We start from the raw sequence: 24,394 nt of genomic DNA, 5'->3' as shown, positions 1-24,394 counted from the left end.
CAAGGCGTCTTCACCCTCACCTGCAACGCCAATACCTGGGCCCGGCAAAGGCTCCTCGGCCTGCTGCAGGCGATGAAGACCGCCCAACACGCCGCTTGAGGCGGGCGGATTATGCAACGTTGGGGTCAACGTGCTGGACATGGCGAGAATCAGGGTCAACACCGGCGCGTCCTTGACTCCCGCCAACTTCCGCTGCGACGTGAACGGTGACGGACGGATCAACACCCTGGACATGGCGATCATTCGCAACAACATCGGCGAGACGGGTGCCATCTGTCCGCCGCCGCCGGGCGTCCTTTCCGTCGCCGAGTCCGAGGACTTCATCTGCACAGGGGATCAGGGTGGCCCGTTCGCGCCGTCCAGCAAGACCTACCTCCTGACCAACACGGGTGGCTTGCCGATCGTCTGGACGGCCGCGAAGACCCAGGCGTGGATCACGCTCTCCAAAACCGGCGGCACGCTCGGCGGGAGGGGCTCGGACAGCATAGAAGTCTGGCTCAATGCCGGGGCGAGCGATCTGCCCGTCGGCACGCACAGCGACACGCTGAGCTTGATCAACGCCACGAACCACAGCGGGGACACGACCCGAGCGGTGAACCTGTCGGTGAACAGGCGTCCTATTCCGCCCGGCATGGTTTTCATCCCCGGTGGCGAGTTTCAGATGGGTGACACATTCAACGAGGGGGTGGCCACCGAGCGACCTGTTCACGGGATTCACGTCGACGCTTTCTTCATGGATTGCTGCCCGGTGACCAACCGGCAATTCGCCGAGGCCCTGAACTGGGCCCAGGGGCAGGGCAACCTCATCACCGTGACCAGCGGCTCGGTCTACAGAAGCGGCGTTGGAACCATTAACCTCTACTGCGACACCGTCACGAGTTCGTCCTACAGCGGGATCACCTGGGACGGCCTCAGGTTCGGTGTGGTGGCGGGCAAGGACAACCACCCGATGGTCATGGTGAGCTGGCACGGCTCGGCCGCGTACGCCAACTGGCGAAGCGGCATGCAGAGCAGGCCGTTGTGTTACGACCCGTCGACGGGGGAGTGCAATTCCAGCGACGGTTACCGGCTGCCGACCGAGGCGGAATGGGAACGAGCCGCCCGCGGCGGCGCGGCCGGTCGCCGGTTCCCCTGGTCGGACAGCGACGAGATCCAGCACGCTCGAGCGAACTACTGGAGTTCGGCCAACTACGTGTATGACACCAGTCCCACGCGGGGCTATCACCCGGCATTCGGCAGCGGGACCAGCCCGGTGGGCTACTTTGCCGCGAACGGTTACGGGCTGCATGACATGGCGGGGAATGTCTGGGAATGGTGCAACGACTGGTACGCGGGCGACTACTACAGCGGCAGCCCGAAGGACAACCCCCGCGGACCGACCGGCGGGGCGGAGCGAGTCCTTCGCGGCGGCGGCTGGCTCAATCATGCGTACTACAGCCGGGCGGCGAGCCGGTACTACAACCATCCAGGCAGCCGAGGCCCCGGCTACGGCTTCCGGCTGATCCTGAATGCGGAGTAGGCCGGCCGTCGCCTCAACCCTCTGCAGCGTTCCCCCCGCCCATTGAGTGGCTCATCCCCACAGGTTCACGGGTCCGAGCCCAGCACCCGTCGGCGGGCCGGGGCCCACACAGGCGGCGGCGTTCATTCGCCGGATGCGGAGGGGGCGGCGGCGCTTTGCGCCCGGTGGATCGCCGGTCCCGCGGGGACGTCACCGCGGTGCGGTCCCCGGCCGAGGCGCACGCCGATCCGCAGACTGGCGGCCGGACATGGCGAGAGGCCGCTCGGCCGGTGGGGAGTCTGGTAGAGGAGGAGAGGTCGCCATCCAGTCCAGCCCCATGGCCGCCAATCGCCCGCGAATCAGTGGCAGGTTCCAAACATGCAGCTTGCGGGCAACGCTGCCGACCACCAGGAGCGAGTCGTCAGGACTGAAAGACAGGGTCTGAATTCGCTCGTGCACGTCGGGCATCTCCAGGCTCGCCAGCTCGTATCCGGTGGAGACGTCGATCAACCGTACGATGTTCCAGGCGGGCACTACCGCAAGGATGCTGCCGTTCGAATTGAACGCCAGGGGCCCAGGGATGCCAGGTCCGGACTCTCTGGCGATGCGCTGCCTTGGAGTCCAGTCACCGACCGACCGGAGTTGGTACTCGGTCCCGGTGGCCGTGACCAGCCACTTCCCGTCCGGGCTGAAGCCCACTCCCGAATCCGCCTCGTTTTCCGAGAAGACCGCCTGGCCGTCGTCGGCTCCGCTGCGGTCGAGATCGAAGACCCGAATGCCGGTCCCGTGCCAGGTTGCCCAGGCCAACCACCTGCCGTTCGGGCTGAGCGCGATCTGGCTCAGGCCGGCGGGGCAGGGAATTCGCGCCGTCTCTCGGTCCTCCTTGAGATCATGAACCACGACCATTTCCGCCGTGGCCAGAGCCATCAGGTGCCCGTCCCGGCTCAGTGCACAACCCTCGGTTGGACCTTGCGGCAGGTGAGGAATTCGCTCGGCGGCGCCCAGTCGCCGGGCATGAGGGTCGACCGCCTCCCCGGACCCGATGTCCCGCCGGTACACCCCTGGCCATCCGCTGGTGATCAGTGAGTCATCTGGGGTGAACCAGACGGTTCTCCAGTCGCGGCCCGGCAGGTGGACGACCTGTCTGCCCCGCTGGAGATCCCAGAGTCGCACGCCGTCGCTTGCCGCCCCCGCGAGCAGGTATCCGTCCTTGCTGATGTCCGTGTGCCAGAGCCGCTCGCTGGAGAGGGGCTCGGCGATGAGTCGCTGGCATTCCGGCGCCCCGTCCACTTCGTACACGGTCAACCGAGATCCGGCCGTGGTGCACGCCAACCGGCGATCGTCGGGGGCAAAGGCCAGTGTGCCAGGTGAGATGACCGCGGTCAGGGTCAACGAAGGAGCCCGATCCAGCGGATGCCACAGCCTGAGAGTATTATCCCCCCCGTAGCTGGCCAGAAGATCTCCGCGGTGACTGAATGCGAGTCCGCAGGGTATGGCCGAGTGCCCTTGCAGGATCGCGAGCCCGTGACTGAGGTCGGCAGCGTAGACGTGGATGTTCAGGTCCGGGCACCCCACGGCCAGCCAAAGCCCGTCCGGATGCCACGCCAGAGCTCCCACGGCGCCTCCGACGGTTTGCCGCCTCAACATCCGGCCGCTGCTGGTCTCGTAGACCACCACCTTGCCGTCCATCCGGCCGACGGCGAGTTCGTCCCCGTGGGGATGGAATCTCATGCAGGTGATCACGGCTTCTCGGGCGAGATGACGCATCTCTCCGCTCTTGACCAGGTCGTGCAGAATGAGCGATCCATCCGGTGGGCCGACGGCCAGCCAGCGATCGTCGGGGCTGAAATCCATGGCGCAGTTGGCCAGCGCATGCGGCGTTTCCAGAACGATCTGGCCACGAGCCCAATCCCAGACCCGCACGCGATTCGCGTCGTTTTCGTGGATGCGATGATGCTTTGCGGCGATCAGGCGTCCCCTGGAACTGAACCGGATGACCCACGCCGGATCGCCCGGACCGGGCAGGCAGGCGACGGCTTTAGTCTCGCCAATCCGACAGATGTTGATATTGCCGACCCCGTCGCCGGTGGCGTAATACTCCAAGGTAGGATCCAAAGAAAGGCCATAGCCAGTTGGAGAGGGCTGCTCCCACTCCACCGCGACACGCAGGTCAGCCAAGGCCATACAAGCGATGGCTTCGTTCCGCAACGTGAGGGTTGATTGAATGGCGGCGGCTTGGCCCAGCGCCTCCAGGCTGTGGAACCGGCGTCCGGGCCGGCCGCTGAACCGTTCGGCCTGGGACCTGGCGAGGTATGAGGACCAGAGTTTCTGCACCGCATCGTCCCTGGCCTGCAGGGTGGCGATCCGCTCGCGATTCAGCCGCAAGGCGGCGAGCGGCGCACCGACGGCCAGCACGATCAAGAGTGCCAGAACCGAGCTGGCCAGTCCGGCCACCAGCGGCCGCCGCCGACACCATCGCCACAGACGTCCGACGATCGAAATTCGCCTGGCCTGGATCGGCTTGCCGGCCATCCAGCGCTCGAGGTCATCGGCCAGGGCTTCGGCCGTGCCGTACCGCTGCCGGGGATCTCTGCGAAGGCACTTCAGGCAGATGGTCTCCAAATCGCGGCTGACGCGCGTGTTGAACGCCCTGGCACTGGGCGGCTCGAGTTCCTGGGTCTGGATGAGCGTACCCAGTGGAGTATCGGCCTTGTGGGGCGGCCGACCGGTAAGCGCTTCGTAGAGGATGGCGCCGAGGCTGTAGACATCGGCGGCCGTGCTGACCTGCCCGGACTTGGCGGTCAGCAGCTCCGGGGCCATGTAGCCGGGGGTACCGAGAAGCGATTCCGGCTGGGTGAGGCTGTCGTCGCGGTCGATCCGTTTGACCAGACCAAGATCCGCGACGTAAGGCGTTCCCTCGCGGCTCAGGAGGATGTTCGAGGGTTTGAGATCACGGTGCAGGATACCCCGCTGGTGGGCGTAGTGGATCGCCCGGGCCACGGTAACCAGGAGTGCGACCGCCCTCCTGGGGTTGTGCTGATACTCGGCGATTCGCGACGCCAGGTTGCCGCCATCGATCAACTTCATGCTGTAGTAATGGGTTCCGTTGTGCTCGCCGATCTCGTAGATGGGAACGATATTGGGGTGATCGAGGTTAGCGGCCGCCTCCGCTTCGACCAGGAACCGGGCCACATCTGAATCGCTGATGAAGAGCCCGGGGAGCATCACCTTCAATGCGACCAGGCGGTTGAGGCTGAGTTGGCGGGTCTTGTAGACCAGCCCCATGCCGCCACGGGCGATCTCCTCAAGCAGCTCGTAGTCCCCCAGGAAGCGGGGGCCGCGGGGGGCTGGCGGGGCGGCCACGGGCTGATGGTCCGGCTCATCGGCATCCAGACTCAGCAGCTTCGCCAGGCGGCGAGGGTCGATCTTGTCCAAGTCGTCGATCGGCACGGCGGATCCTCAGCGCCCTTTCTATGCGGTAGATACGCACAAGAAGTCAGAGCGGTGCGCCGGCCTGGATGAGCGTTTCCCGCAATTCCTCGATCTCGCTGGCGATCTGCTCTTCGCCCTGAGTGTACTCGCCCACAACCTTACGGAGCACGCGGACGAACATGCGTTTGGCGGTCGTGAGCGTATTGCGGGCCTGGGAGGCCGAGTGGAACCCCAGGGTACGGGCGAGTGTCTCGTAATCGGTTGGCTCCGCATCCTCAAGCATCGGCTGCAGAATGCGCTGCTCGAAGATCGTCCAAAGCTCCGCCTGCCGTCCCATACGGCACTGCCGCTGCATTCGGACCAGGGTTTCCTTGAGCACCTGCTGGACCCAGACGACGTTAAACGAGGATGAGTCGGTTGGGGTATGCCGATGAGGGCCGGTGGCGGAGACGGCGTCCTCCAGCGGAATGGTCCGCCCGCCCCCCCGCTTGCGAGCTTCATCGTGCCTCCGCCGGCTGATCGCGTAATGGTCCAACGAGGTGAGCAGCAAGGTGCGAAACTTCCCCTTGCGCTCGTCGGCGACGGCGAGCAGGTCGTGCTCGAGCACGCGATGGGTGATGAAATCCTGGAGCAGATCGTCGACCTGCTCCGGCGGAAGCGACCACCGGCTGAACAGGTGGGATCGGAGGGCCGGCAGATACCGCCGCAGAAGCCTGTCGAGCAATCGTCGATCGCCGGCAGCATCCTCCTGGCGGGCCTCCTGAATCCAGGACCAGCGCGTCGTGGGGAAGGCTCGAGTTGAAGACGCATGTCCGCCCATGGATGTGCCCATCGGGAAAGTGACTCTATGCATCATATTACCCCTATGGCAGACTGATGCAAACACATTTCCACCTTTTTCTGGGGCTCGGAGCCAGGGCGATGCGCCTGCTTGAGGCCCAGGAAACCGTAAGTCATGCCTATCGGATGAGTTGCCTCGGTTCGCGCTCGGGTGGCTGGAAGCCGACGGTTGGCAATATGGTCAGATCGCTGCGCATCACGCCGGGTGAAACTGCGTATCTGAGGTAGATAGCCTTCCGGAAGGACGCCTTGTTCCGACGCTGCAGAAGTGTCAAGAGCCGGCCGGCTGATGCTGCTTGGGGCACTCACACGCGGGATTCTCCCGCGGAACGAGGAAAGGAGTGGCGACAATGGCAAGAACCCGAACGATCGCGCTGGTGACGTTAAGCCTGCTGTACGCACCGTCCTTCGGACAGAGTAGTCCGTTGAGCGGTGAATTCACCTACCAAGGCCAGCTTAGCGTGTCCGGCCAACCCGCCAACGGCTCGTACGAGCTGTGCTTCGGGCTCTGGGACTCGGCCACAGGTGGAACGTCGATCGGCGCCGTCCAGATTGCCCCAGGCGTGCCGATCAGCAACGGGCTCTTCACCGTCACACTCAACGCGGCCGGCGAGTTTGGAGCGAGCGCCTTCAACGGCCAAGAGCGGTGGCTGCAGATCGGCCTGATCCCGCCGGGATCCATCGGCTTCACCATGTTGACGCCGCGACAGAAGGTGACGGCTACGCCCTACGCCCTGTTCGCTGCCGCGCCGTGGTCAAGTTCTGCCGGCAACATCGCTTACGTGGGCGGAAACGTCGGAATCGGCACTGCGTCGCCGGCGTCCAAGCTGAGCGTAGCGGGCCTGATTCAGTCGATCTCCGGCGGATTCAAGTTCCCCGACGGCACCGTCCAGACAACGGCCAGTAGCGGTGGCGGAGGCTTTTCGCTGCCGTACGCGGGGGAGGTTGCCAGCAGCACCCCCGCCTTCTCCGTCACCAACACCAGTGGCACGATGGCCATTCGCGGCTTGGCCACCAACACCGGCGGCGCCATCAACTATGGCGGGTATTTCGAAGCCTACGGAAGCCAGGGACGCGCCGTGGCCGGATCGGCGGCCTCGTCCAACGGCTTTGCCGGCTACTTTCAGGGCCGGGGCTACTTCTCGGGCAATGTCGGCATCGGCACGAGCGCGCCCGCAGGTCGCCTGGATGTGCGCGGCGGCGATCTGATCGTGGATTCGTCAAGCGGCGGCCTGTGCATCGGGTACGGAGGAACCGGCGACGGATGGCGTTACACGACAGGTGACGGCGGCCAGACGCTGTTGCTCCAGGAACGGCCGGGCGGAGCTTCGGGGGAGACGCGTGTCACCCTCAAGTCCGGCGGCAACGTAGGCATCGGCACGACTCTTCCACAGAGGAGGCTGGACGTGGACGGTGGCGACATCCAGGTGAGAGGCCCTGGGAGTTTCGATGCCACGGGAGAAGAGGCAACGCTTTGGCTGGGGGATGCCAATCACTACATCAAGGGCATATACGGAAAAGGGGTAGCGATCGGCACATGGTGGGTGGGAGACGCCATGTATGTCACAGAGCCCTACGGCTGGATCGGCATCGGCACCGACCAGCCCCAGGCCGATCTGCATGTCGACGGCCGGACGCGAACCAACGTGCTCGAGATTGTCGGCGGTTCCGACCTGGCCGAGCCGTTCGTGGTGAATGAGCCGTCAGCAATCAGCGATCAGCGATCAGTTGCGGACGAGGCAACTGGCGCAGGTGACGGCTCGACCCATCGCTCATCACTCATCACCCCCCGCTCCGCCGCCGTCGAGCCGGGCATGGTCGTCGTCATTGACCCGGAGAAACCCGGCCAGCTCACGCTCGCGGCAGAGGCGTACGACCGCAAGGTGGCCGGCGTCATCAGTGGAGCCAAGGGGCTCAACCCCGGGATGATCATGAGAGCCGCAGGCACGGAACAGGGCGACGGGGATCATCCGGTGGCGCTTTCCGGACGGGTCTGGTGCTGGTGTGACGCCAAGTACGGGCCGATTGTGCCCGGCGATCGCCTGACCACGTCGGCGTCCCCCGGCCACGCCATGAGGGTGACCGATCGCGAGCGGGCCGACGGGGCGGTGCTCGGCAAGGCTATGACCTCACTGGAGAATGGGACGGGGCTGGTCCTCGTGCTGGTCACGCTGCAGTAGTCACAGGAAGGCGATACCGTGAGACGGACAGATAGACACCGACGGCTGGCCTGTGGGGTGGTCCTGGTCTGGGCTGTGGCGGGTGCGGTTCCCGCCCACGGCCAGTGCCGGACCACCGAACCCACCTACTCCTCCTTCCTTTACCTGGCAACCTGGCCGGACAACGACAGCCCCGGCTGGCACTCCGAAGCCCAGGGGCTTGCTCACGATAGCGATCATTGGTACATCATCCAGACAGACACGATCTGGCGGATCCCGGTTCAGCACGACCTGAGCCAGGATGCCGGTGCTTTCCCCCGCCGGCATATCTCCACCTATACCCAGTTGGCAGGGTATAACCATTTTGGCGACGCCGACTGCTACAGGCTGCCCGGCGGAGGGCCACACGTCCTCGTCGTGCCCGTGGAGGGTAGCGCGCCGCAGCCCCTGATCGCGTTCTTCCACGCCGACGACGCCCTGGCGTGTTACGGCAAGGCGGATCTGGCCGTTGGCCAAGGCCGGAATGCGGCCTGGGCGGCTGTCGATCCTCAGGGACTGCTCTACTCCTCGCCGGATGGCTCCGCCGCCAACCAGTTGTTCGTGTACACGGTCAACTGGGGCGAGCTGGCCTCAGGGAAGCCGCCAAGCCTGACCTACGTTCAGACGGTCACGCTTCTGGACGAGAACGGCCAGCCGCTGCCGCTTGAACAGACGCAGGGCGGCGAGTTCGCCCCTGCGGGCGATTTGTTCTATTTCGCGACCGGCTTCTATGACGGGCATTACCAGAACGACGGGATCAACGTGTTCGACACGACCACCTGGAGGAGAATCAGAAGGGCGGCGCAGGAAGTCATGCCCTTCCTGTATCACTTCGATGCCGGCGGCGTCTCGTTCGAGGAGCCGGAAGGTCTTACTGTCTGGGATCTGACCGACTGCCAGGCGCCAGGTGTGGGTGGCGAACTCCATGCCTTGGTTCTGAACAACGGCGTCCCGGACACGGTCCGCCTTCTTCATTACGCGGACTCGCTGTGTGTGGACCGCACGTTCACGGGTCAGTCGGACTGGGGCAAGCCGCATGCCCCATTCAAGACCGTGGGCGAAGCCAACGACGCGGCCTGGGACGGTGCCCGCATCAAGATCGTGGCGGGCTCTTATCCCGAAACGCTCGTGTTTTCCAGGAGGCTGCAGCTGCTGTCCAACGGAGGCATGGTTCGGATTGGGGCGCCGTGAGCAGAAGTGTTCGCGGCGCCGCCCACGGTGTTGGCGAGGCTGCCGCAGGGAGTTTCACGATCAAGGCTTGGTGTGACCATGCTGTTCGAGAACGCGCGACGATGCATCCGGAACAGTCTGCGGGCAGGCTTGACCGTGCCCCTACTGACAGGGATGGCCGCCTCGGTTCCTGCCCAGCACGTCGCCGAGCAAGAACCCCGCCCAGGCGAGCAGCGGTTCAATCGGTTCATCTACAAGGCCAGCCACAACTCCTATGCCCAGTCGGAATCACTCAACGACCAGATCGACAACTACAACGTATGGCAGGTCGAGCTGGACATCTGGTGGAACAACGGCGGCTGCAATACCGTCAGGCACTGCTGCACCGACAACACTCACTCGTTCTCCGCTGAACTGTCAAACATCTTCGGGGCCGTTACCGGCAGCCAGCGATTCACCGTGGTCTACTTGGAGATGAAAGTGCCAGGCGGATGGTGCCCATGCCAGGAGAATTGGCCCAGCCGGCCCGTGTATCGCCAGTGCATCTACGATACGATCGCCGGCGCGGGAGATGTTGGACGGGTCTATACGGCCGGTGACTTCGTATCCGTGGATCAAAGTCGCTGGCCGTCGTGGCAGGAGTTGGTGAGGCGCGGCAAGCACCTCATGTTCATTCTGGACGATCTCGCGGGAGACCTCGGCGGGCCGTTTGACGACAGCTTCTTCTTCGGCGTGACCACAAGCGATCCGCCCCCCACCGGGCTTCCGGCGAACACGGTGCTGGTGAGCCTGAATGCCGGCTGCGACACGTACCCGATCGAGCAGGGGCCGCAGCAGGTGAACGACCGCTGGCTTTACCGAGCCTGGCCGGGGAACTGCGCCCTGGACGCGTGCATCCACATGAACGACGAGTATTGGACCACCGCCGTCGGCCTGGGCTTCAACCTCGTCGCCACCAACTGTGTGGACCAGGATCACACGCTGGCGGCTCCGACACACTCACCGCAGCCGCTTTATGTCCGTGAATACTACCCGAGTGCGGACCCTCAGTACGGCACCTTGGGGTTTCCATACATTTCGGACAGCGGCTTGATCAGCGGCATCGACCGGGCGTCGCCCATGGTGGACGTCATCATCAGCGGCGCGACCTACAACGTTACCGGTGTCGGCGGCAGCCCCTATGTCATCGCCAAACCGGTCGTGCTGAAGGCCAGACCGTCCGCAGTTGGCGCAGACGCCATATGGAGATGAGGTGATTTGAGCATAGCCATGAGTCGTCAAGCGGCCCTTTGTGCAGTCCAGGAGAAGCACTCGCCTGATCCGCCGAGGGATCGCACCCGAGAGGCCATCACGCGACGAGCCTGATTCATCGGGTAGCACACGGAGTTTGTGGAGGCTGACTGGAGTGATCGCTGTGAGTACATCACGATGTCGACATCAACCCACGGGACCGAGCCTGTGGATCTGGGTGTCCCTGGTCCTGACATCTCAGGCCGTGGGCCAATACGCCGTGAAATGGTCCACGATCGACGGAGGGGGAACGATGTCCAGCACTGGCGGCGGCCACGCGCTCAGCGGCACGATTGCCCAACCGGACGCTTCCGCGGCGTCGGCCATGACCGGCGGCAACTACATGCTGACCGGAGGCTTCTGGACACCCTTATCCTCTCCCTGCCTGAGTTTTGCGCCGGCCGACTTCAACCGGGACTGCCATGTCGATGGCCTGGACCTCCAATGCCTGGTCCTGATCGCGACCGGCCCCGCGATACCCTATGACCCGCAGGTCCTGCCCGGCGCGTGCAGCGGCCTCGTTCCCGTCGACGGCATCCTGCCCGCGGATTTCGACACCGACAAGGACATCGATCAGGACGATTTCGGCGTCTTTCAGCGGTGCTTCTCGGGCAGCATCCAGATCGCCGATCCGACCTGCGCGGACTGATCCGGCTTGCGGCCGGAAACCACTCGGGCTCAGGATGGCCGTGCCCGTTGCGACCCTCCGCGGTCATGTCCCAGATTTGCGCCGAACACAGAGGTCTGCAGGGGAACTGCGCCTCGACCATGAGACGCGTCGTCACCGTGCCCTGCCCCGGCCGCAGTCCATTCGCGCCTGCCGAGCGGGACGGGCTATACCCGTTACCCCCTTTTGACCTCCAGAATATGGATTAAGATGGTAAGGGAATACCGCCGAACACTGGTCTTCCCGATCCACGCATCCTACCATCGCCTCGGAAGAGAAGGCGGCATGAGCGCGTCCGGGCCGGCCGGTCGGCCAACAGCCACATGACCGCCCCTTCCCGTTGTTCACATGACGAATCGTTGGCTTACAGAAGAGGGAGAGATTTGAGATGAGGAAACTGCACAGTGTTTCCATGGTCGTGCTTTGCCTGTTCGGCTTGTCGGCATCCTCCGCCCTGGCTGCGGCTTCGGTGGAATACGTCGGAGCCAACCCGTATTTCGGTTTCCCAAGCACCGGCGGGACGGGAGTCCTTGCCGGGCAACAGGCCGGGACGGCCACGGTCGAGAAGACGTTCACTTCTCTGGGCGACATCCCGATCATCATCCACAGCACGCCATCGGCCGGGGTAGATGTTCTGCACATCGACGAACGGGTGGGGAACAATACCGGCGTCGATTGGACGGATTTCCACTTCCTGTTCGAGCCGATCGATGCGAATCCAGTCCTGAATGTGGCGTTTCTCAATGTCACCAACCCGACCGGAGAATGGACCAGCATTCTGCCGGGCCCGAATCATCTGACCCTCCTGGGCAGCGTGCCCGCAGGAAGCATCTTCAGTCTCTCGTTTGATCTGGTAATCTCCTCGGAGGTGGGTTCCTACGACCTGTTTGGCATCCACCAGTATCCCACGGTTCCGGAGCCGGCGACCGCGGCTCTGCTCAGCCTGCCGCTGGTGGGGCTGGTCCTGCGGCGGCGGCGCCGATCATCGGCCCCGCTTGCTCGATCCTGACCGGGCGGGAAGTTCCTCTGCGTGTTCCCGCTGTGCCGACACCCGTCGACGCGTCGAGCTTGCAGGCCACGCACGCCGTCCGCCGGCCGCGCTACGGAAGCGGGGCCGGGCCTTCAAACGGGACCACGTCCTGGCGCCGCGACTCCGGTGTCACGACCAGTTTCTCGATCTGGCCGCGTCGGTAGTGGCACTCGACGATGGTCTTGTGGGGTGCGTGCAGTCGGAAGGCCACGTCCCAGCTCCTTGGCCAGGCCGGCAACAGACGAATCCGATCGCCGTCGCACTGGAGCAGCATGAGCTGGGTGGTCTCCAGCAGGTTGCCACCGTGATTCTGGTCTGGCAACCAATCGAAGTTGGGTCCCCAGGTTGCCGGCCAGCGGTAGTTCGGGTGTGAGTTGGCGCACTTGACTTCGAGGATTCTCGCCGCTTCGTCGGTCAGACCCAGCAAGGCGGCGCAGTTACCGTCGTAGCCCCAGCCGCAGTCCAGACGGTCGCCCCGACGCTCATAGGCCAGCCGGGCTTCAGCCAGACCCGGCTTGCCGAGTCCGAACAGGCGGAACGGCCAAATCGCATAGAGTTCGGGGTTCTCGCAGTTCGATCGTCTGGGCGCGTACTTCTGGGCGGGGGCAAGCTTGCGCGCGGTCTTGCCGTCGGAGGAGACACTCTCCATCGGTATGGCCGGGCACGCCGCCTTCATGCTGGCGAAAAATGCTCGCTGCGGCTCGGTGGTCGACGCTGCAGGCAGGGCACAGAGGCGGGCGGTGATGTCGGTCAGTCCCGCCGCACAGGGCATGTCGTTGGTGACCTCGTGCCAGTAGGTCTCCGCGGACTGCGTCGGGGAAAGGATCGTCCTGCCCTCCGCGTCCTTCTTGAATCGCGTGTCGAAGTACTTCAGCACCGATTCCGCCATGGGCAGCACACGGGTCTTCAGGAAGGCCTTGTCTTCCGTGTAATCCCAGCGATCCAGCATCAGGGCGACGAGTTCCGGCCCCTGGTTCCAGGCATACTGCCAATAGGGACACTGGACCTCCTTCGGTTGGAGGCCGGTACGATCCCATCCATAGTCGCGGTTGGCGTAGGTTCCCCAGACGGTCATCGTCTCGGCAAAGTAGCAGCCCTCGACGTCGTGATAGAGCCTGGCCCTGGCCTCGGCCAGCGGTCGAACCGCCTCGTACATGTCGAACAGCGGCCGCATCATCTCGAAATCGCCACTGGCCAGCATGGGGTGGTAGATATGGCGGACGTTCTGAAACCAATGGCAGTCGCCCCAGGCGCGCCAGTCGGCGTTGTAGGGCTTGCCCATCGCCTTGGGCTCTACGGTGAAGATGCCGCCATTGAACTTGATCGGGTAGATTCCGCGGCCGCCGCAGGCCTGTACATACCGCTGGAGGGTGTAGCCGCGCGCGATCGGTGAAGCGGTCTCCCCGGCTCGTTCAGCGACAACTTTGCCGTCGAGATGCACGCGGATGGTACCGGTGGTGGTATCGACCGCCGCGGCGGCATGATGCCACTGACCAGGTCGGATGAGGCCGGATGCCGCGGTCAGCACGGTATGGCCGAGGATGACTCTCAGCGTATTGCCCGGGTGAGTATCGAAAAGAAAGCCGTCCGCCCCACCCGCGGACAGTTTGTCGAAGAGGCGTCCGGGGGCCTCGAGCTCGGGTCGGATCCAGGCTTCGAGCGTCAGCCCGCTCTGGAAGACCAGCCGGTCGCTTGGAATCTCCCGGGGTGTCCCGTCGCCGGAGAGGATCAAGCCGCCCTTCACGGGCACCGATCCCTTGTCGTCGGCCGAAGCCAGCCGTGTGATCTCCTCCTCGGTCAGTGTCCGGTCGTAGACACCGATCCGGCCAATCTGCCCGGGGAACTTGTTCTGCCCGTTGGAGTCGTACCCGATCCTCAGCGGATGGACGTTGGCGGGAATGGTCAAGCCGCGACGCGCATCGGTGATCACCCACGACCGATCCCAGTAGGCCCGCCACCAGGCGGTCGTGCGAGCCAATGCAGCCTGGAGGTCGGCCGTGTCAGCGGCGGCCTTCCTGGCCAGGTCGAGCCAGGCGGCGGCCGTCGCGCTCTGCGTACAGGGCGAAGCGACGCGCAAGGCAAAGGACTTCACCGGCGCAGGACTCCGGATGGCGTACCTGTTCGCCGCCTCGAAGCCCGAACCGATCACGTACCCGCCGAAGGTGCGATGCAGCAGCGGATCGCGCGCTTGGTCCGCTGCGGATTCCAGCGATTGGACTTTGAGGGTGGAGCTGAAGGCGGGAGACTCCTCGTTGCGGTGGTACCAAGCCACGGCATCGGCCAGACCATCGGGAAATACGTCGGCCGACTCGACCAGGTCAAAGGGAGCGGCCTGTAACGTCCAGGCTGAGCCTTGCTCTTCTCCACGAGGGATCACTCTCTGTTGCGTGCGCCAGGATTCGACCGTGGCGGTCACGGTCAGTGGGGCGGCTGACTCCCCCACCACATGCACCACGGGATGATCGGCATCCACGAACACGCGCAGTCTGACCTTCGCGTCGCCCTCCCCCACCGTGATCTCACACCGGCCATCGCACAACCGAAGCTCCTGCCTGAACCCTGCCCCGGTCGCGAGCGGGTTCGGGGACAGCGAGACCCGCACCCGCCCCACCTTCAGCAGACGGGATATCTCGCTCAGCGAATCGCCTCGAGAGACGTAGAACAGGACGTCACCTTTCTGCTCAACCCACAGATTGACGCCGACCTCGCCGTTGCCGAGGGGCATCGAGCCGGCCGCATCCTGGCTGGGACTCGTCCAAACGACATCATACGGCTCCGTCCAGTGAGTCTGCTCGGCTGCGGTCGACCCCGCTGCGGAAGGCAGCGCCAGGACAGCCCACAGCAGAAAGGCCCTGTGGCTCGCCACGACAGGAGTTTCCATAACTGGTTCCTCGCTCTGAAGTGGGCCGCTTTACGGAGGCCGCCCAACGATTGCCCTGACCGGATCTCCGAGATTCTACCGGCCACCGGGATTTGCACAACCTGCAGGCCGTGGCCCCGAATACCCCTCGGTTCAGCCCAGGTGCCTTCGCTGTTGCATCCTCTCTTTCCCCAGGCATCGGCTCACCGCATGTCCATCGCCGCCGGCGACCGATCTGTTCATCAAGAACTGGAGCCCCCGTCACGCAGGCGATGCTCCGGCCATTACGATCCGAGACTTGCCAAGCGGTCTTGAGGCCGTATCCTGTGCGGCGACGCGAGCAGGGGCGGAGGTCTCCTGGACGGGACTTGGCCCCCGCATCGCCAATGGACGCGAGGAGCTGAACGAGATGAAGAAGGCTCATGCCAAGGGCAAGAAGATGGCCCCCTGTCCCGGCCGTGCGAAGTGCGGCGAGCTGGCCATGATCGATCCGCTCTGTCTCGACGGGGCCGAGCAGGTGGCCGATCTCATCGACAACGTCTACGCCCGGTCAGGCTACAACGCCCGGCGGCTGGCCGAGGCCGCCCAGCTTTACAGCAAGATGATCGACGAGGGTGCGACCATCGCCCTGACCCTGGCCGGAGCCATGACCCCGATCGGCATGAGTGGCGTACTCAACGCCCTGATCCGGGCGGGATTCGTCGACTGCATCATCGCGACCGGAGCGAACCTGTACCACGACCTGCACCGCCCGTTCTCGCGGCCGATGATGCAGGGCCACTTCATGGTCGACGACAACGAGCTGGCCGACAAGGGCATCGCCCGCATCTACGACGTTTTCATCGAGGAAGACGAGACCCTCATGGCCACCGACCGGATCGTCCTCGACGCCCTGCGACATATCGACCACCACCGGCCGATGTCCACCGCCGAGTTGCACTATCTGCTCGGCCGGCAGGTGGCCCGGGTAGCGGATCAACCCGACTGGTCGCTGCTGGCCACGGCCAGCCGGTACGAGCTACCGGTGTACACCTCGTCGCCGGGCGATTCGTCGATCGCGATGAACCTGGCCGTGCCCCATATGTTCAACGACCCGGTGCCGCTCGATCCACTGAAGGACGTGATCGAAACCGCGGCCATCGTTCGGGCAGCCAAGAAGAACGGCGTGGTCATCGTCGGCGGCGGCTCGCCGAAGAACTTCTACCTGCAGACCCAGCCGACGATCCACCAGATCTTCATGGACGACAAGCACGGCGGGCACGACTACTTCATCCAGCTCGGCGTGGACTCGCCGCAATGGGGCGGGCTCAGCGGGGCGACGCCCTCCGAGGCCCGGAGCTGGGGCAAGGTCAAGGATGCGACCATCAATAACGTGGTGGTCTACTCCTGTGCGTCGCTCACCCTTCCTTTGCTGGCTCAATACGTGCTGGTCCGCAACAAGCCACGCAAGCCACGACGACTGTACAAGCAGCTTGACACCCTCACGGCTGAGTTCCGGACCGCCGCCAGAGGCAATCCTGCGTTTGTGAGAACGCTGAAGCGGATGGCAAGCAGGAAGGATTGACGGAGGACGGCTTCGAGCTTGGAGATTGTCGTCTCGCTAGAGACGCGTCGTTGGTCGGCTCATGCGCCCTCCAACTCATGAATTTGCAGTCGGTGGTGGGCGGATCCGTGATTCCTGTGTCGTCCGTGGTTCCAGCAAGCCAGCCAAACCACAAGCAGCAACGATGGGACCAGACAAGGCCGCGAGAGGGAATAACGACTTGGGTGCCTGCTCATTCGCCCGCCGGGACGCCGACAGCGACCACACCTTGAGTCCACGCCGTCATGCCCGCCCATCCTGTCAACGCGACCGCTGGACCCCTGGTCCCCCTTGCGTTTGTCCGGCAATCCGCTAGTTTGGGTAGCGATGCCCGACCGTCGTAACACAGACCGCCACTTGTCGGTACTGATCGAGGTCGTTCGCCAGATGAGCGAGACCTTCGAGCTGGTTCCGTTGCTGAAAGCGGCGGAGCAGGCGGGGCGGTCCGCGCTGGGATGCGAGCGGGCGACCATCTTCCTCTACGACCCGCAGACCGACGAGCTGCACAGCAAGGTGGCCACCGGTACCGACGAAATTCGCTTCCCCGCCAGGCTTGGTATCGCGGGCGAGGTGGTCCGCACGAAGTCCGTGGTCGTGGTCCACGACGCTTATGCCGATCCGCGGTTCAATCCGGAGATCGACCGCAAGACCGGTTTTCGCACCCGGAACATGCTCACCCTGCCGCTGGTCGGCCCGGAAGGTGAGGTCATCGGCGCCCTGCAGTTGCTCAATAAGGTACAGGCGCAGTTCGACGACCGGGACGAGAACCTGGCCGCCGGGCTCGGTTCGCTCATCGGGATCGCCGTCAAGCGTCAGATTCTCCTGGATATGGCCGCGGAGAAGGAACGCCTTGATCACGACCTGAGCATTGCCCGCCAGATCCAGATGGAAATGCTGCCCAAGCACAAGCCGGTGGTCAGAGGTTTTGACGTGGCCGGCTGGAACCGCCCGGCCGACCAGACTGGCGGCGACTGTTACGGTTTTCTGCCCCTGGACGGTGGCCGACTGCTGTTTCTGATTGCGGATGCGTCCGGCCACGGGATCGGGCCGGCCCTGGTTGTGACCCAATGCCGGGCCATGATCCGGGCCTTGGCCGATCGAGCAGAGGATCCTGCCGCCATCGCCGCCCGGCTGAACAGCCTGCTCTATGAGGACCTGCCCGCCGGCCGGTTCGTCACCGCCTGTTTTGGGATCCTGGACCCCGAGCTGCGCCGGGTGAACTACATCAGCGCCGGACACGGTCCGCTGCTCCTCTACCACGCCGCGACCAGCGAGGTCGAGTCGTTTGGGGCCACCGGCTTGCCCATGGCCATTCTGCAGGACAGCGACTATCGGCAAGGCCCACCCATCGAGTTCCAGCCCGGCGACATCTTCTGCCTGCTGACCGACGGGTTCGTCGAGTGGGCCAGGCCGGACGGCGAGCTCTACGGACCCGCCCGGCTCAACCAACTGCTGGCCGAGCACCACCACGAATCGTGTCAGTCGATCATCCAGGCGATTCACGACGACGTGCGCCGCTTCTCCCAAGGTACGCCCCAGGCCGACGATCTGACCGCGGTACTGATCAAGAGAAGCGATGCATAGCGGGCGACTCGCGTCCGAACGAACCGTCCGCGGTGGCACATTTCAGGACACTCCCTTCGCCCGCGAGTCTTGGGCCGAGACCATTCCGCCGTCCGGGAGTATGGACTTCAGGCCATCGTTCGAGGGGCGCCCTTGCGAGCCACGACGACCATCGAGCCGCATCACCGCCACATGTTTCGTCGCGCCTTGGCGATCCGTTGCTTCAGGTGACGGCGATACTCGCGACGGAAGGTGGGTTCAAAGAGAATCTGCCGGTACTGCTCCAGCAGCTCCGGGCGGTGCTGCCTGAGCACCTGCTGTACGGAAGGCCACACTCCCGAACGCAGGTTGAGCCCGTCCGTCCAGATGCGCCCGACTCGGGCTTCGCGGGCCAGACGGAACAGCCGAGCCAGGGCCTCGTCCGTGTCGCTGATTCCCGGAAGCAGCGGCCCGAACATGACCGATGTCTCCAGCCCCGCGGCTCGAGCCTGCTTGAGTACTTCACATCTGGCGGCCACCGTGGACGCGCCGGGCTCCCAGATCCGGGCCCATGACTCGTCCGACGTGGTAATCGTCACGCCGACACAGACTTTGCGTCCCTTGAACACATCCAGATCACGGAGCACCAGGTTGCTCTTGGTTAGGACCGTGAGTTGAAAGCCGGCGTCGAGCAGGAGCCGGCAGCACTCCCGGGTCAGTCGATACTCGCGTTCGAGCGGCTGCCACCCGTCACACGCACTGCAGGTGAAGACCGAGCCGGGTGCGAGCCGCCGCAACTGGCGGCTCAGGGCCTGCACGGCGTTGACCTTGACGTCCACGAACGTGCCCCAAGGCTCCTCGTGGGGATGGAAACGCTGCATGAAGCGGGCATAGCAGTAACCGCAACTGTGACTGCAGCCGACGTAGCAGTTGAAGGAGTAGTCACCGATATCACAGGTGTTGAGCAGGCTGCGGCACCGGACCTCGCGTATGGCCAGCCCGTTCGCCGCAGACCGCCGGGATGGCACCGGCGGCTCGGACGGGTCGAACAACCAGCCCTGGCCGTCCGGGGAACCCCCTGGATGACCTGCCTTGCTCACAGGCGTCCACTCTATCGGCCCATAGGCCCGGCCGCCAGCGTTGACGGGGAGCACGTCTTATGGTCGCATATCCGCGAAGATGCAGCCGCGGCGGGCCCCCATGCATGTCTGCCACGAGGCGGCATATCTTCGGACAGGAGATGCGAATCATGCAGTATCGGCCACTCGGAAAGCGCGGCCCGATGGTCTCAACCGTCGGATTCGGCACCTGGGCAATCGGCGGGCGAGACTGGGGCAAGACCGACGACGAGGTCTCGCGCCGCGCCATCCACGAAGCCCTTGATCGCGGAGTGACGCTGCTGGATACGGCCGATGTTTACGGGCACGGCCACTCCGAGGAGTTGATCGGCGGAGTGTTCCGCGAGCGCGGCAAGAGCGATGTGATCATCGCCACCAAAGCGGGTAACGACTTCTATCACGCCACTCCTGCGGACGACAAGGGCTACGGACCGCTTCGCCAGGTTTACGATCGCCAGTATCTCATCGAGGCGGCGGAAAAGAGCCTGAAGCGGCTGCGCGTGGAGACACTCGACATCCTGCAACTCCACAGCCCCGACACCGCACATCTCGAACGCGACGATCCCTGGGACGCCCTCGAGACGCTCAAACGACAGGGCAAGATCCGTTGGGCAGGATGGAGTGTGCAGTCCTTTCAGGAAATCCTGCAGGCTCGTTTCCTGGACCATCATCACGATCTGCTGGACGTGCTCCAGGTGCGATACAACCTGCTCGAGCGCGAGGCCGAGAAGGTGCTGTTTCCCAAGGCGGCCGAGTACGGCACCGGCATCATCGTTCGCATCCCCATCCTGTTCGGCCTGCTCAGCGGGAAGTTCACCCGGCAGTCGGTCTTCGGTGCCGACGATCACCGCCGCTTCAACCTCTCGCCGCAGAAACTCGACGACTACCTCGCCCGGCTGGACGGCGTTCGTCCGCTGTTCGACCGCTTCCCTGGCCAGACCATGGCCCAGGTGAGCCTGCGATTCTGCCTGACGCATCCGGTCTGCCACACGGTCATTCCCGGCGGCAAGACACCCGCGCAGGTCCGCGAGAACTGCGTCGCATCCGATCTGGGCCCGATCAATCCCGTCGACCTGCCGCACTGACCGCGGAATTCCGCACCCTCACATCCAGACTGCCGGACCGTCTGTATGATTGCATGTTTGGCCTTCAATATCGTGTGGGAGGTACACCATGGCTTGGCTCGGCTGCCTCATCGGCATCATCCTCGTGTCCGCCTCAACTGCCTCCCTTCGCGGGCAAGCCTCGCAGACGGTGCCCGAGACCCAGCCGGCTGAGATCTGGGGAGTCCTTCGAACCGCCGTCTCCGACGACGGACTGCATTTCTCCCACAACCGCAAGGTATTTGCCCGGAACGCGGCCGCCCCCGACCTCGTCAGGAGCCCGAACGGCGATCTGCTGGCGGTCTTCGACGACCTCAGCCGACCATCCAAACCCGGTGAGCCGATCCTGGTCGTGTCACGATCGACCGACGACGGCCAGACCTGGTCAGCCCCGCGCCCGGCGATCGTCCGAGCTCAGGAAATCAAGAAACTCAGGATCAGCCACGGCGACTTCGTCTTGCTGCCTAATGGCTTGGTAAGACTGTACTTCCATGTCACCGAGCCGAACACGAAGGACGGCTTGCCCGGCAAGGTCAACTTCATCGGGAGCGCCGTGACCCGCAACGGCCAGGAATACGCTCTTGACCGTCGTATGAAGGTCGGCTGCGAGCCAGGGGTCGATGCCCACCCTGCCGCCATTCGCGTGGGAGCTCAGATCCTGCTCCACGTGCAAAACCGCGAGGAAGACGGCATCCGATCGGCGAAGGCATCCCCGGCCGTGCTGCGCTACACGTCTACTGACGGCCGGCGGTTCAGGCAACCCGAGCGCATGCGCGAGCACGGCCTGGCCGGCAACATGGTCACCCTTCGCGGCGGCAAGTACGGGTGGTATATCTCTTCGGGCGAGGATCTCCGTGTTCTGACCTCCACCGACGGGCTGCACTGGCGGGCCGAACCAGGGGTGTGCCTCAGATACGCGGTGGATCCAGCGGTTGTCCAACTGAAGAGCGGCAAGTTCATGATGATCTATTCCGCCCTACCGGGCAGGGGACCGATGGACTCCGGTGAACCCGCACTGGCCGCGGCTCCGGGCAGCGCCAGCGGTCTCGCCGCCGGTGGTCCGGGCGGGCCGTCCGGCCAGGGGACCCAAGGCACGACCGGCGAACAACCGAGCGACAAGCCCGGCGAGTTGGAGACCGCAGCATCCTCTCCAGCCGACGGCACCGTCGTTGACGGCGCGGGCCAGGAGCCCGCGTGGGATCCGTTCACGCCAGCCGACCCGGCCAGCGAACTGGGAGATCCGGCACAAGCACAGTCCGGTGGTGCCGACGCCCTGAGCCCCGATGAGTCGTTTGCCCCAAAGCCCGATTTCCGAAACGGGTTCGACTACTGCCAGTGGTGGCTTGACAACGTCTCCCCCCCGCCTGGAAGCAACGCCTACGAATCATACGTCTCATTCACGGACACCGATCGATCAGGCCCCGAATGGCAGTTCAAGGACCGGCTTAACGACGGTAGTAGTACCGGACCACCCACGCCGTGGAACCCAGTCGACCATCCCGACTGGGAGCAATCTTACCAGGTCTCCCAGAATCTCCTCGCCCAGTTCCGAGTGGCCACGCTCGACCCCAGGGTGCAGTTCTCGTCGGCCACGTTTGATCCAAACTCGTGGGATGCTGACAAGCGACTCCTGTTCAACTTCACTTTACCCTCGCTGGTCAGTTGCCGCGCGCTGTCCAAGGCAGCCCTGGCCCAGGGCTGGCGCACGGAGAACGGCCAGGTATCACCGGACAAGGTTCGGGAATCGTGGGAAACGGTTCTGGGCAACGCCAACCATCTTCAGACCGGGCCGACCCTGATCGAGGGGCTGGTCAGCGTCGCAGAGCGGAATTTGGCCGAGAGCGAAGCTCGGTGGGCGCTGAGGCAGGGCGTCTTCAGCTCGCCCGACCAGATCGAGGCGGCGCTGCGGCTGCTCCAGGCGAAGGACGCCGCCACGGTCGATATGTCGCACACGCTTCGCCTGGAACACGCGGGCGCCATGGATGCGATCCAATACACATTCTCGCCTGGCGATGCAGACGGCCAGCCGCAACTGAATATCGAGCGGGCCGACAAACTCCTGGACCTGGCGGGAAAGTCCGGCCAGGCAGAGGAGATTCCTCCCCTGACGGCCGACGACGCTCGAGCAGCAGTCGATGCTTTCGACGCATGCTTCCGCGAGATGACCGAGCAATGGCGAACTGGTTACCCCACGGTGCGAAGCGGCGACATCGAAGCCACCACGGACAAATATGTCGACACCAACATCGTCACCAAGACCTTCCTTCCGAATCTGGCACGGGCCTACCAGCTGCAGGCCAGGAGTGAAGCTTCCCGGCGAGCCACCCAGCTCTGCTACGAAGCCGCCCTGTTCAACGCCCGCCACGGCCGCTGGCCGGCGTCACTGGACGAGTTGCCCGAGGCTTCCAGAACCCAGTCCCGCACCGATCCATTCACCGGCTCAGATTTCGGCTACCAACTCGGAGCGGACGGCCCAACCATCTATTCAAAATCGGAGAACGCTGCCGACGACGGCGGCGTGCACTCCAAGAACTGGGCCAATAGTGCCGAAAACAGCTCTGACGACTATGTTTTCTGGCCCCCCCAGCAGTAGCGATCGCAGCGAGCAAGCAGCGGCGGAAAGATGGTCAGCCGGTTGCCGGGATTGCCCGGACACACCCCGGCCGCCGAGGGGCACACAGGGCTCGCCTACAGCTCCCCCCCCGCCCGATACTTGATGACGTGCACACCCTCGATCGTCACCATCCCTTCGGTGACCATCTCGTCAATGTGCGGCAGCAGGGCATTGACCTTCTCCTCGGTATCGACGATCTCGACCAGCATGGGCAGATCCTCGGACAGCCGCAGGACCTTCGTGGTGTGCAGCCGGCTGTTCGCCCCGAATCCCATCGGCCCACGGAGCACGGTCGCCCCGGCCAGGTGCAGCTCGCGGGCCTTGAGCACAATCGCTTCGTAGAGCGGTCTGCCGTGCCACCTGTCGCTTTCGCCGATGAAGATCCGCAGCAGCTTGGCTTCGCCTTCCAGCTTCATGGTCGTTACCTCCCTGCCCCCTTCACCGGCGTCACGGCCCTCATACACCCAGCCACTTCTCCGAGAGCCGCATGCCGATCCAGACCGCCGCCAGACTCAGGACCAGACTACCCAAGATATTGACCCCGGCCCAGAGCCACTGACGCTCGTTGACAAGAGAGACGGTCTCCAGGCCGAAAGTCGAGAACGTGGTGAAGCCGCCCAGGATACCGACCGTGAGCGCAACGCGGTACTCTTCCCGAATGGGAAGGGGGCTGGTGAGTGCGGTGTTGAGCACGCCGATCGCCAGGCATCCCAGCACGTTGACGACCAGCGTCCCTATCGGGAACGTGCCGCCGCTCCAGGCCTGGCACCAGCCGGCCAGCAGGTAGCGCATCACCGAACCCAGTCCGCCCCCCGCGGCAATCATCAGGATCTTGACCATCGATGAACCCCTTGGCTGACCTCATCGCCCCAAGAAGAAGCCCCAACAAGACCTGCGTCTTGCCGGGGCGGACCGATCCTACCGCTCCACTGCCCGGAGGGCAATGATTCCCGGACCGGTCCTTGCCTGAGCCGGTTATGGGAAGTATAATTAGTACAACAAGAGGTTGCGGAGGAAAGGAATGACCGGCGCCGGGCCGGGGGCAGAGCTCACGGCCACGACGACGAACGCCGCGATCCCGCGACTCCGCCGAATCCGGGCCGCCCGCGAGCGATCTCAAATCGGAATCGCACCCGCGGGTTCTCCGGCCGGCGACGATATCGGAACAGGCTTCTCTCCCCTCCTACTCAGTGTGAACCGGGATCGGCGAAAGAGCTGATCCCGGTGCATTCGTGCCCACCCCAGAGGCCACCGTGCCGCGTACGCGGCGCCTGCGGGCTAACCATCACAATCTGCATCCCTTTTCACACCAAGGGTTTAGGGCTAGCCCAAGTTACTGAGTTTGGCAGCGTCAGTGGTCCTGGCGATAGCGCCAAGGCCGTTTCCTTCTGAAAGTCTTCACTACATTTGCGCAGCCTCTTCGAGGTATCGCAGCCGCTGGGGCATGGTC

16 protein-coding genes are annotated in these 24,394 nt (G+C 64.4%); 10 read left to right on the top strand and 6 right to left on the bottom strand.

Features of this window, described 5'->3' with window-relative positions; translation table 11 throughout:
• Positions 1 to 139 precede the first annotated feature (139 nt).
• The gene (locus tag KA354_22125; GenBank protein ID MBP7937352.1) at positions 140 to 1,519 is read left to right on the top strand and encodes an SUMF1/EgtB/PvdO family nonheme iron enzyme; all 1,380 of its coding nucleotides are present in this window, start codon (positions 140 to 142) and stop codon (positions 1,517 to 1,519) included.
• A 189-nt stretch (positions 1,520 to 1,708) separates the two neighbouring features.
• Here KA354_22125 and KA354_22120 read toward each other — a convergent pair whose 3' ends face one another.
• Positions 1,709 to 4,948 (bottom strand): protein kinase, encoded by a 3,240-nt coding sequence (locus KA354_22120; GenBank protein ID MBP7937351.1) that lies wholly within the window; start codon positions 4,946 to 4,948, stop codon positions 1,709 to 1,711.
• Positions 4,949 to 4,994: 46 nt separating this feature from the next.
• Complete coding sequence (locus KA354_22115; GenBank protein MBP7937350.1) at positions 4,995 to 5,762, bottom strand: hypothetical protein; 768 nt, start codon at positions 5,760 to 5,762, stop codon at positions 4,995 to 4,997.
• A 358-nt stretch (positions 5,763 to 6,120) separates the two neighbouring features.
• On the opposite strand from KA354_22115, the gene KA354_22110 reads away from it, so the two are divergent.
• From KA354_22110 to KA354_22090, 5 genes are all read left to right on the top strand, one after another.
• A complete protein-coding gene (locus KA354_22110) occupies positions 6,121 to 7,950 on the top strand; it encodes a hypothetical protein (protein ID MBP7937349.1) in 1,830 nt (609 codons plus the stop codon).
• Positions 7,951 to 7,968: 18 nt separating this feature from the next.
• Positions 7,969 to 9,159 carry a hypothetical protein gene (locus tag KA354_22105; GenBank protein MBP7937348.1) on the top strand — a complete coding sequence of 397 codons (1,191 nt, stop codon included), beginning with the start codon at positions 7,969 to 7,971 and terminating at the stop codon, positions 9,157 to 9,159.
• 135 nt (positions 9,160 to 9,294) lie between these two features.
• A complete protein-coding gene (locus KA354_22100; protein MBP7937347.1) occupies positions 9,295 to 10,389 on the top strand; it encodes a hypothetical protein in 1,095 nt (364 codons plus the stop codon).
• A gap of 292 nt (positions 10,390 to 10,681) precedes the next feature.
• Entirely contained in the window at positions 10,682 to 11,077 is a 396-nt protein-coding gene (locus KA354_22095) for a hypothetical protein (GenBank protein ID MBP7937346.1), read from the top strand.
• 406 nt (positions 11,078 to 11,483) lie between these two features.
• The gene (locus tag KA354_22090; protein ID MBP7937345.1) at positions 11,484 to 12,104 is read left to right on the top strand and encodes a PEP-CTERM sorting domain-containing protein; all 621 of its coding nucleotides are present in this window, start codon (positions 11,484 to 11,486) and stop codon (positions 12,102 to 12,104) included.
• 91 nt (positions 12,105 to 12,195) lie between these two features.
• Here the strand turns inward: KA354_22090 and KA354_22085 are convergent, their stop codons facing one another.
• A complete protein-coding gene (locus tag KA354_22085) occupies positions 12,196 to 15,006 on the bottom strand; it encodes a hypothetical protein (GenBank protein ID MBP7937344.1) in 2,811 nt (936 codons plus the stop codon).
• Between the two features lie 460 nt (positions 15,007 to 15,466).
• Between KA354_22085 and KA354_22080 the strand changes: the two genes are divergently transcribed.
• On the top strand, positions 15,467 to 16,549 hold the full coding sequence (locus KA354_22080) for a deoxyhypusine synthase (protein MBP7937343.1): 1,083 nt from the start codon (positions 15,467 to 15,469) through the stop codon (positions 16,547 to 16,549).
• A 375-nt stretch (positions 16,550 to 16,924) separates the two neighbouring features.
• Positions 16,925 to 18,151, top strand: coding sequence for a SpoIIE family protein phosphatase (locus KA354_22075; protein MBP7937342.1), 1,227 nt, complete (start codon positions 16,925 to 16,927; stop codon positions 18,149 to 18,151).
• 161 nt (positions 18,152 to 18,312) lie between these two features.
• On the opposite strand, the gene KA354_22070 is transcribed toward KA354_22075, so the two are convergent.
• Positions 18,313 to 19,209 carry a radical SAM protein gene (locus KA354_22070; protein MBP7937341.1) on the bottom strand — a complete coding sequence of 299 codons (897 nt, stop codon included), beginning with the start codon at positions 19,207 to 19,209 and terminating at the stop codon, positions 18,313 to 18,315.
• A gap of 149 nt (positions 19,210 to 19,358) precedes the next feature.
• Here KA354_22070 and KA354_22065 point away from each other — a divergent pair, with 149 nt between their 5' ends.
• Together KA354_22065 and KA354_22060 are read left to right on the top strand one after the other, a co-directional pair.
• Positions 19,359 to 20,312, top strand: a complete 954-nt coding sequence (locus KA354_22065; GenBank protein MBP7937340.1) for an aldo/keto reductase — start codon at positions 19,359 to 19,361, stop codon at positions 20,310 to 20,312.
• 88 nt (positions 20,313 to 20,400) lie between these two features.
• Positions 20,401 to 22,923 carry an exo-alpha-sialidase gene (locus tag KA354_22060; GenBank protein MBP7937339.1) on the top strand — a complete coding sequence of 841 codons (2,523 nt, stop codon included), beginning with the start codon at positions 20,401 to 20,403 and terminating at the stop codon, positions 22,921 to 22,923.
• A 95-nt stretch (positions 22,924 to 23,018) separates the two neighbouring features.
• On the opposite strand, the gene KA354_22055 is transcribed toward KA354_22060, so the two are convergent.
• Together KA354_22055 and crcB are read right to left on the bottom strand one after the other, a co-directional pair.
• The gene (locus KA354_22055; GenBank protein MBP7937338.1) at positions 23,019 to 23,360 is read right to left on the bottom strand and encodes a DUF190 domain-containing protein; all 342 of its coding nucleotides are present in this window, start codon (positions 23,358 to 23,360) and stop codon (positions 23,019 to 23,021) included.
• 40 nt (positions 23,361 to 23,400) lie between these two features.
• Positions 23,401 to 23,784 (bottom strand): fluoride efflux transporter CrcB, encoded by a 384-nt coding sequence (gene crcB, locus KA354_22050; protein MBP7937337.1) that lies wholly within the window; start codon positions 23,782 to 23,784, stop codon positions 23,401 to 23,403.
• Between the last annotated feature and the right edge of the window lie 610 nt (positions 23,785 to 24,394).

It is taken from the genome of Phycisphaerae bacterium (genome assembly GCA_018003015.1).
Classification (GTDB): domain Bacteria; phylum Planctomycetota; class Phycisphaerae; order UBA1845; family PWPN01; genus JAGNEZ01.
The sequence above is the reverse complement of the archived record's forward strand: the minus strand, read 5'-3'. Positions and strand labels throughout refer to the sequence as shown.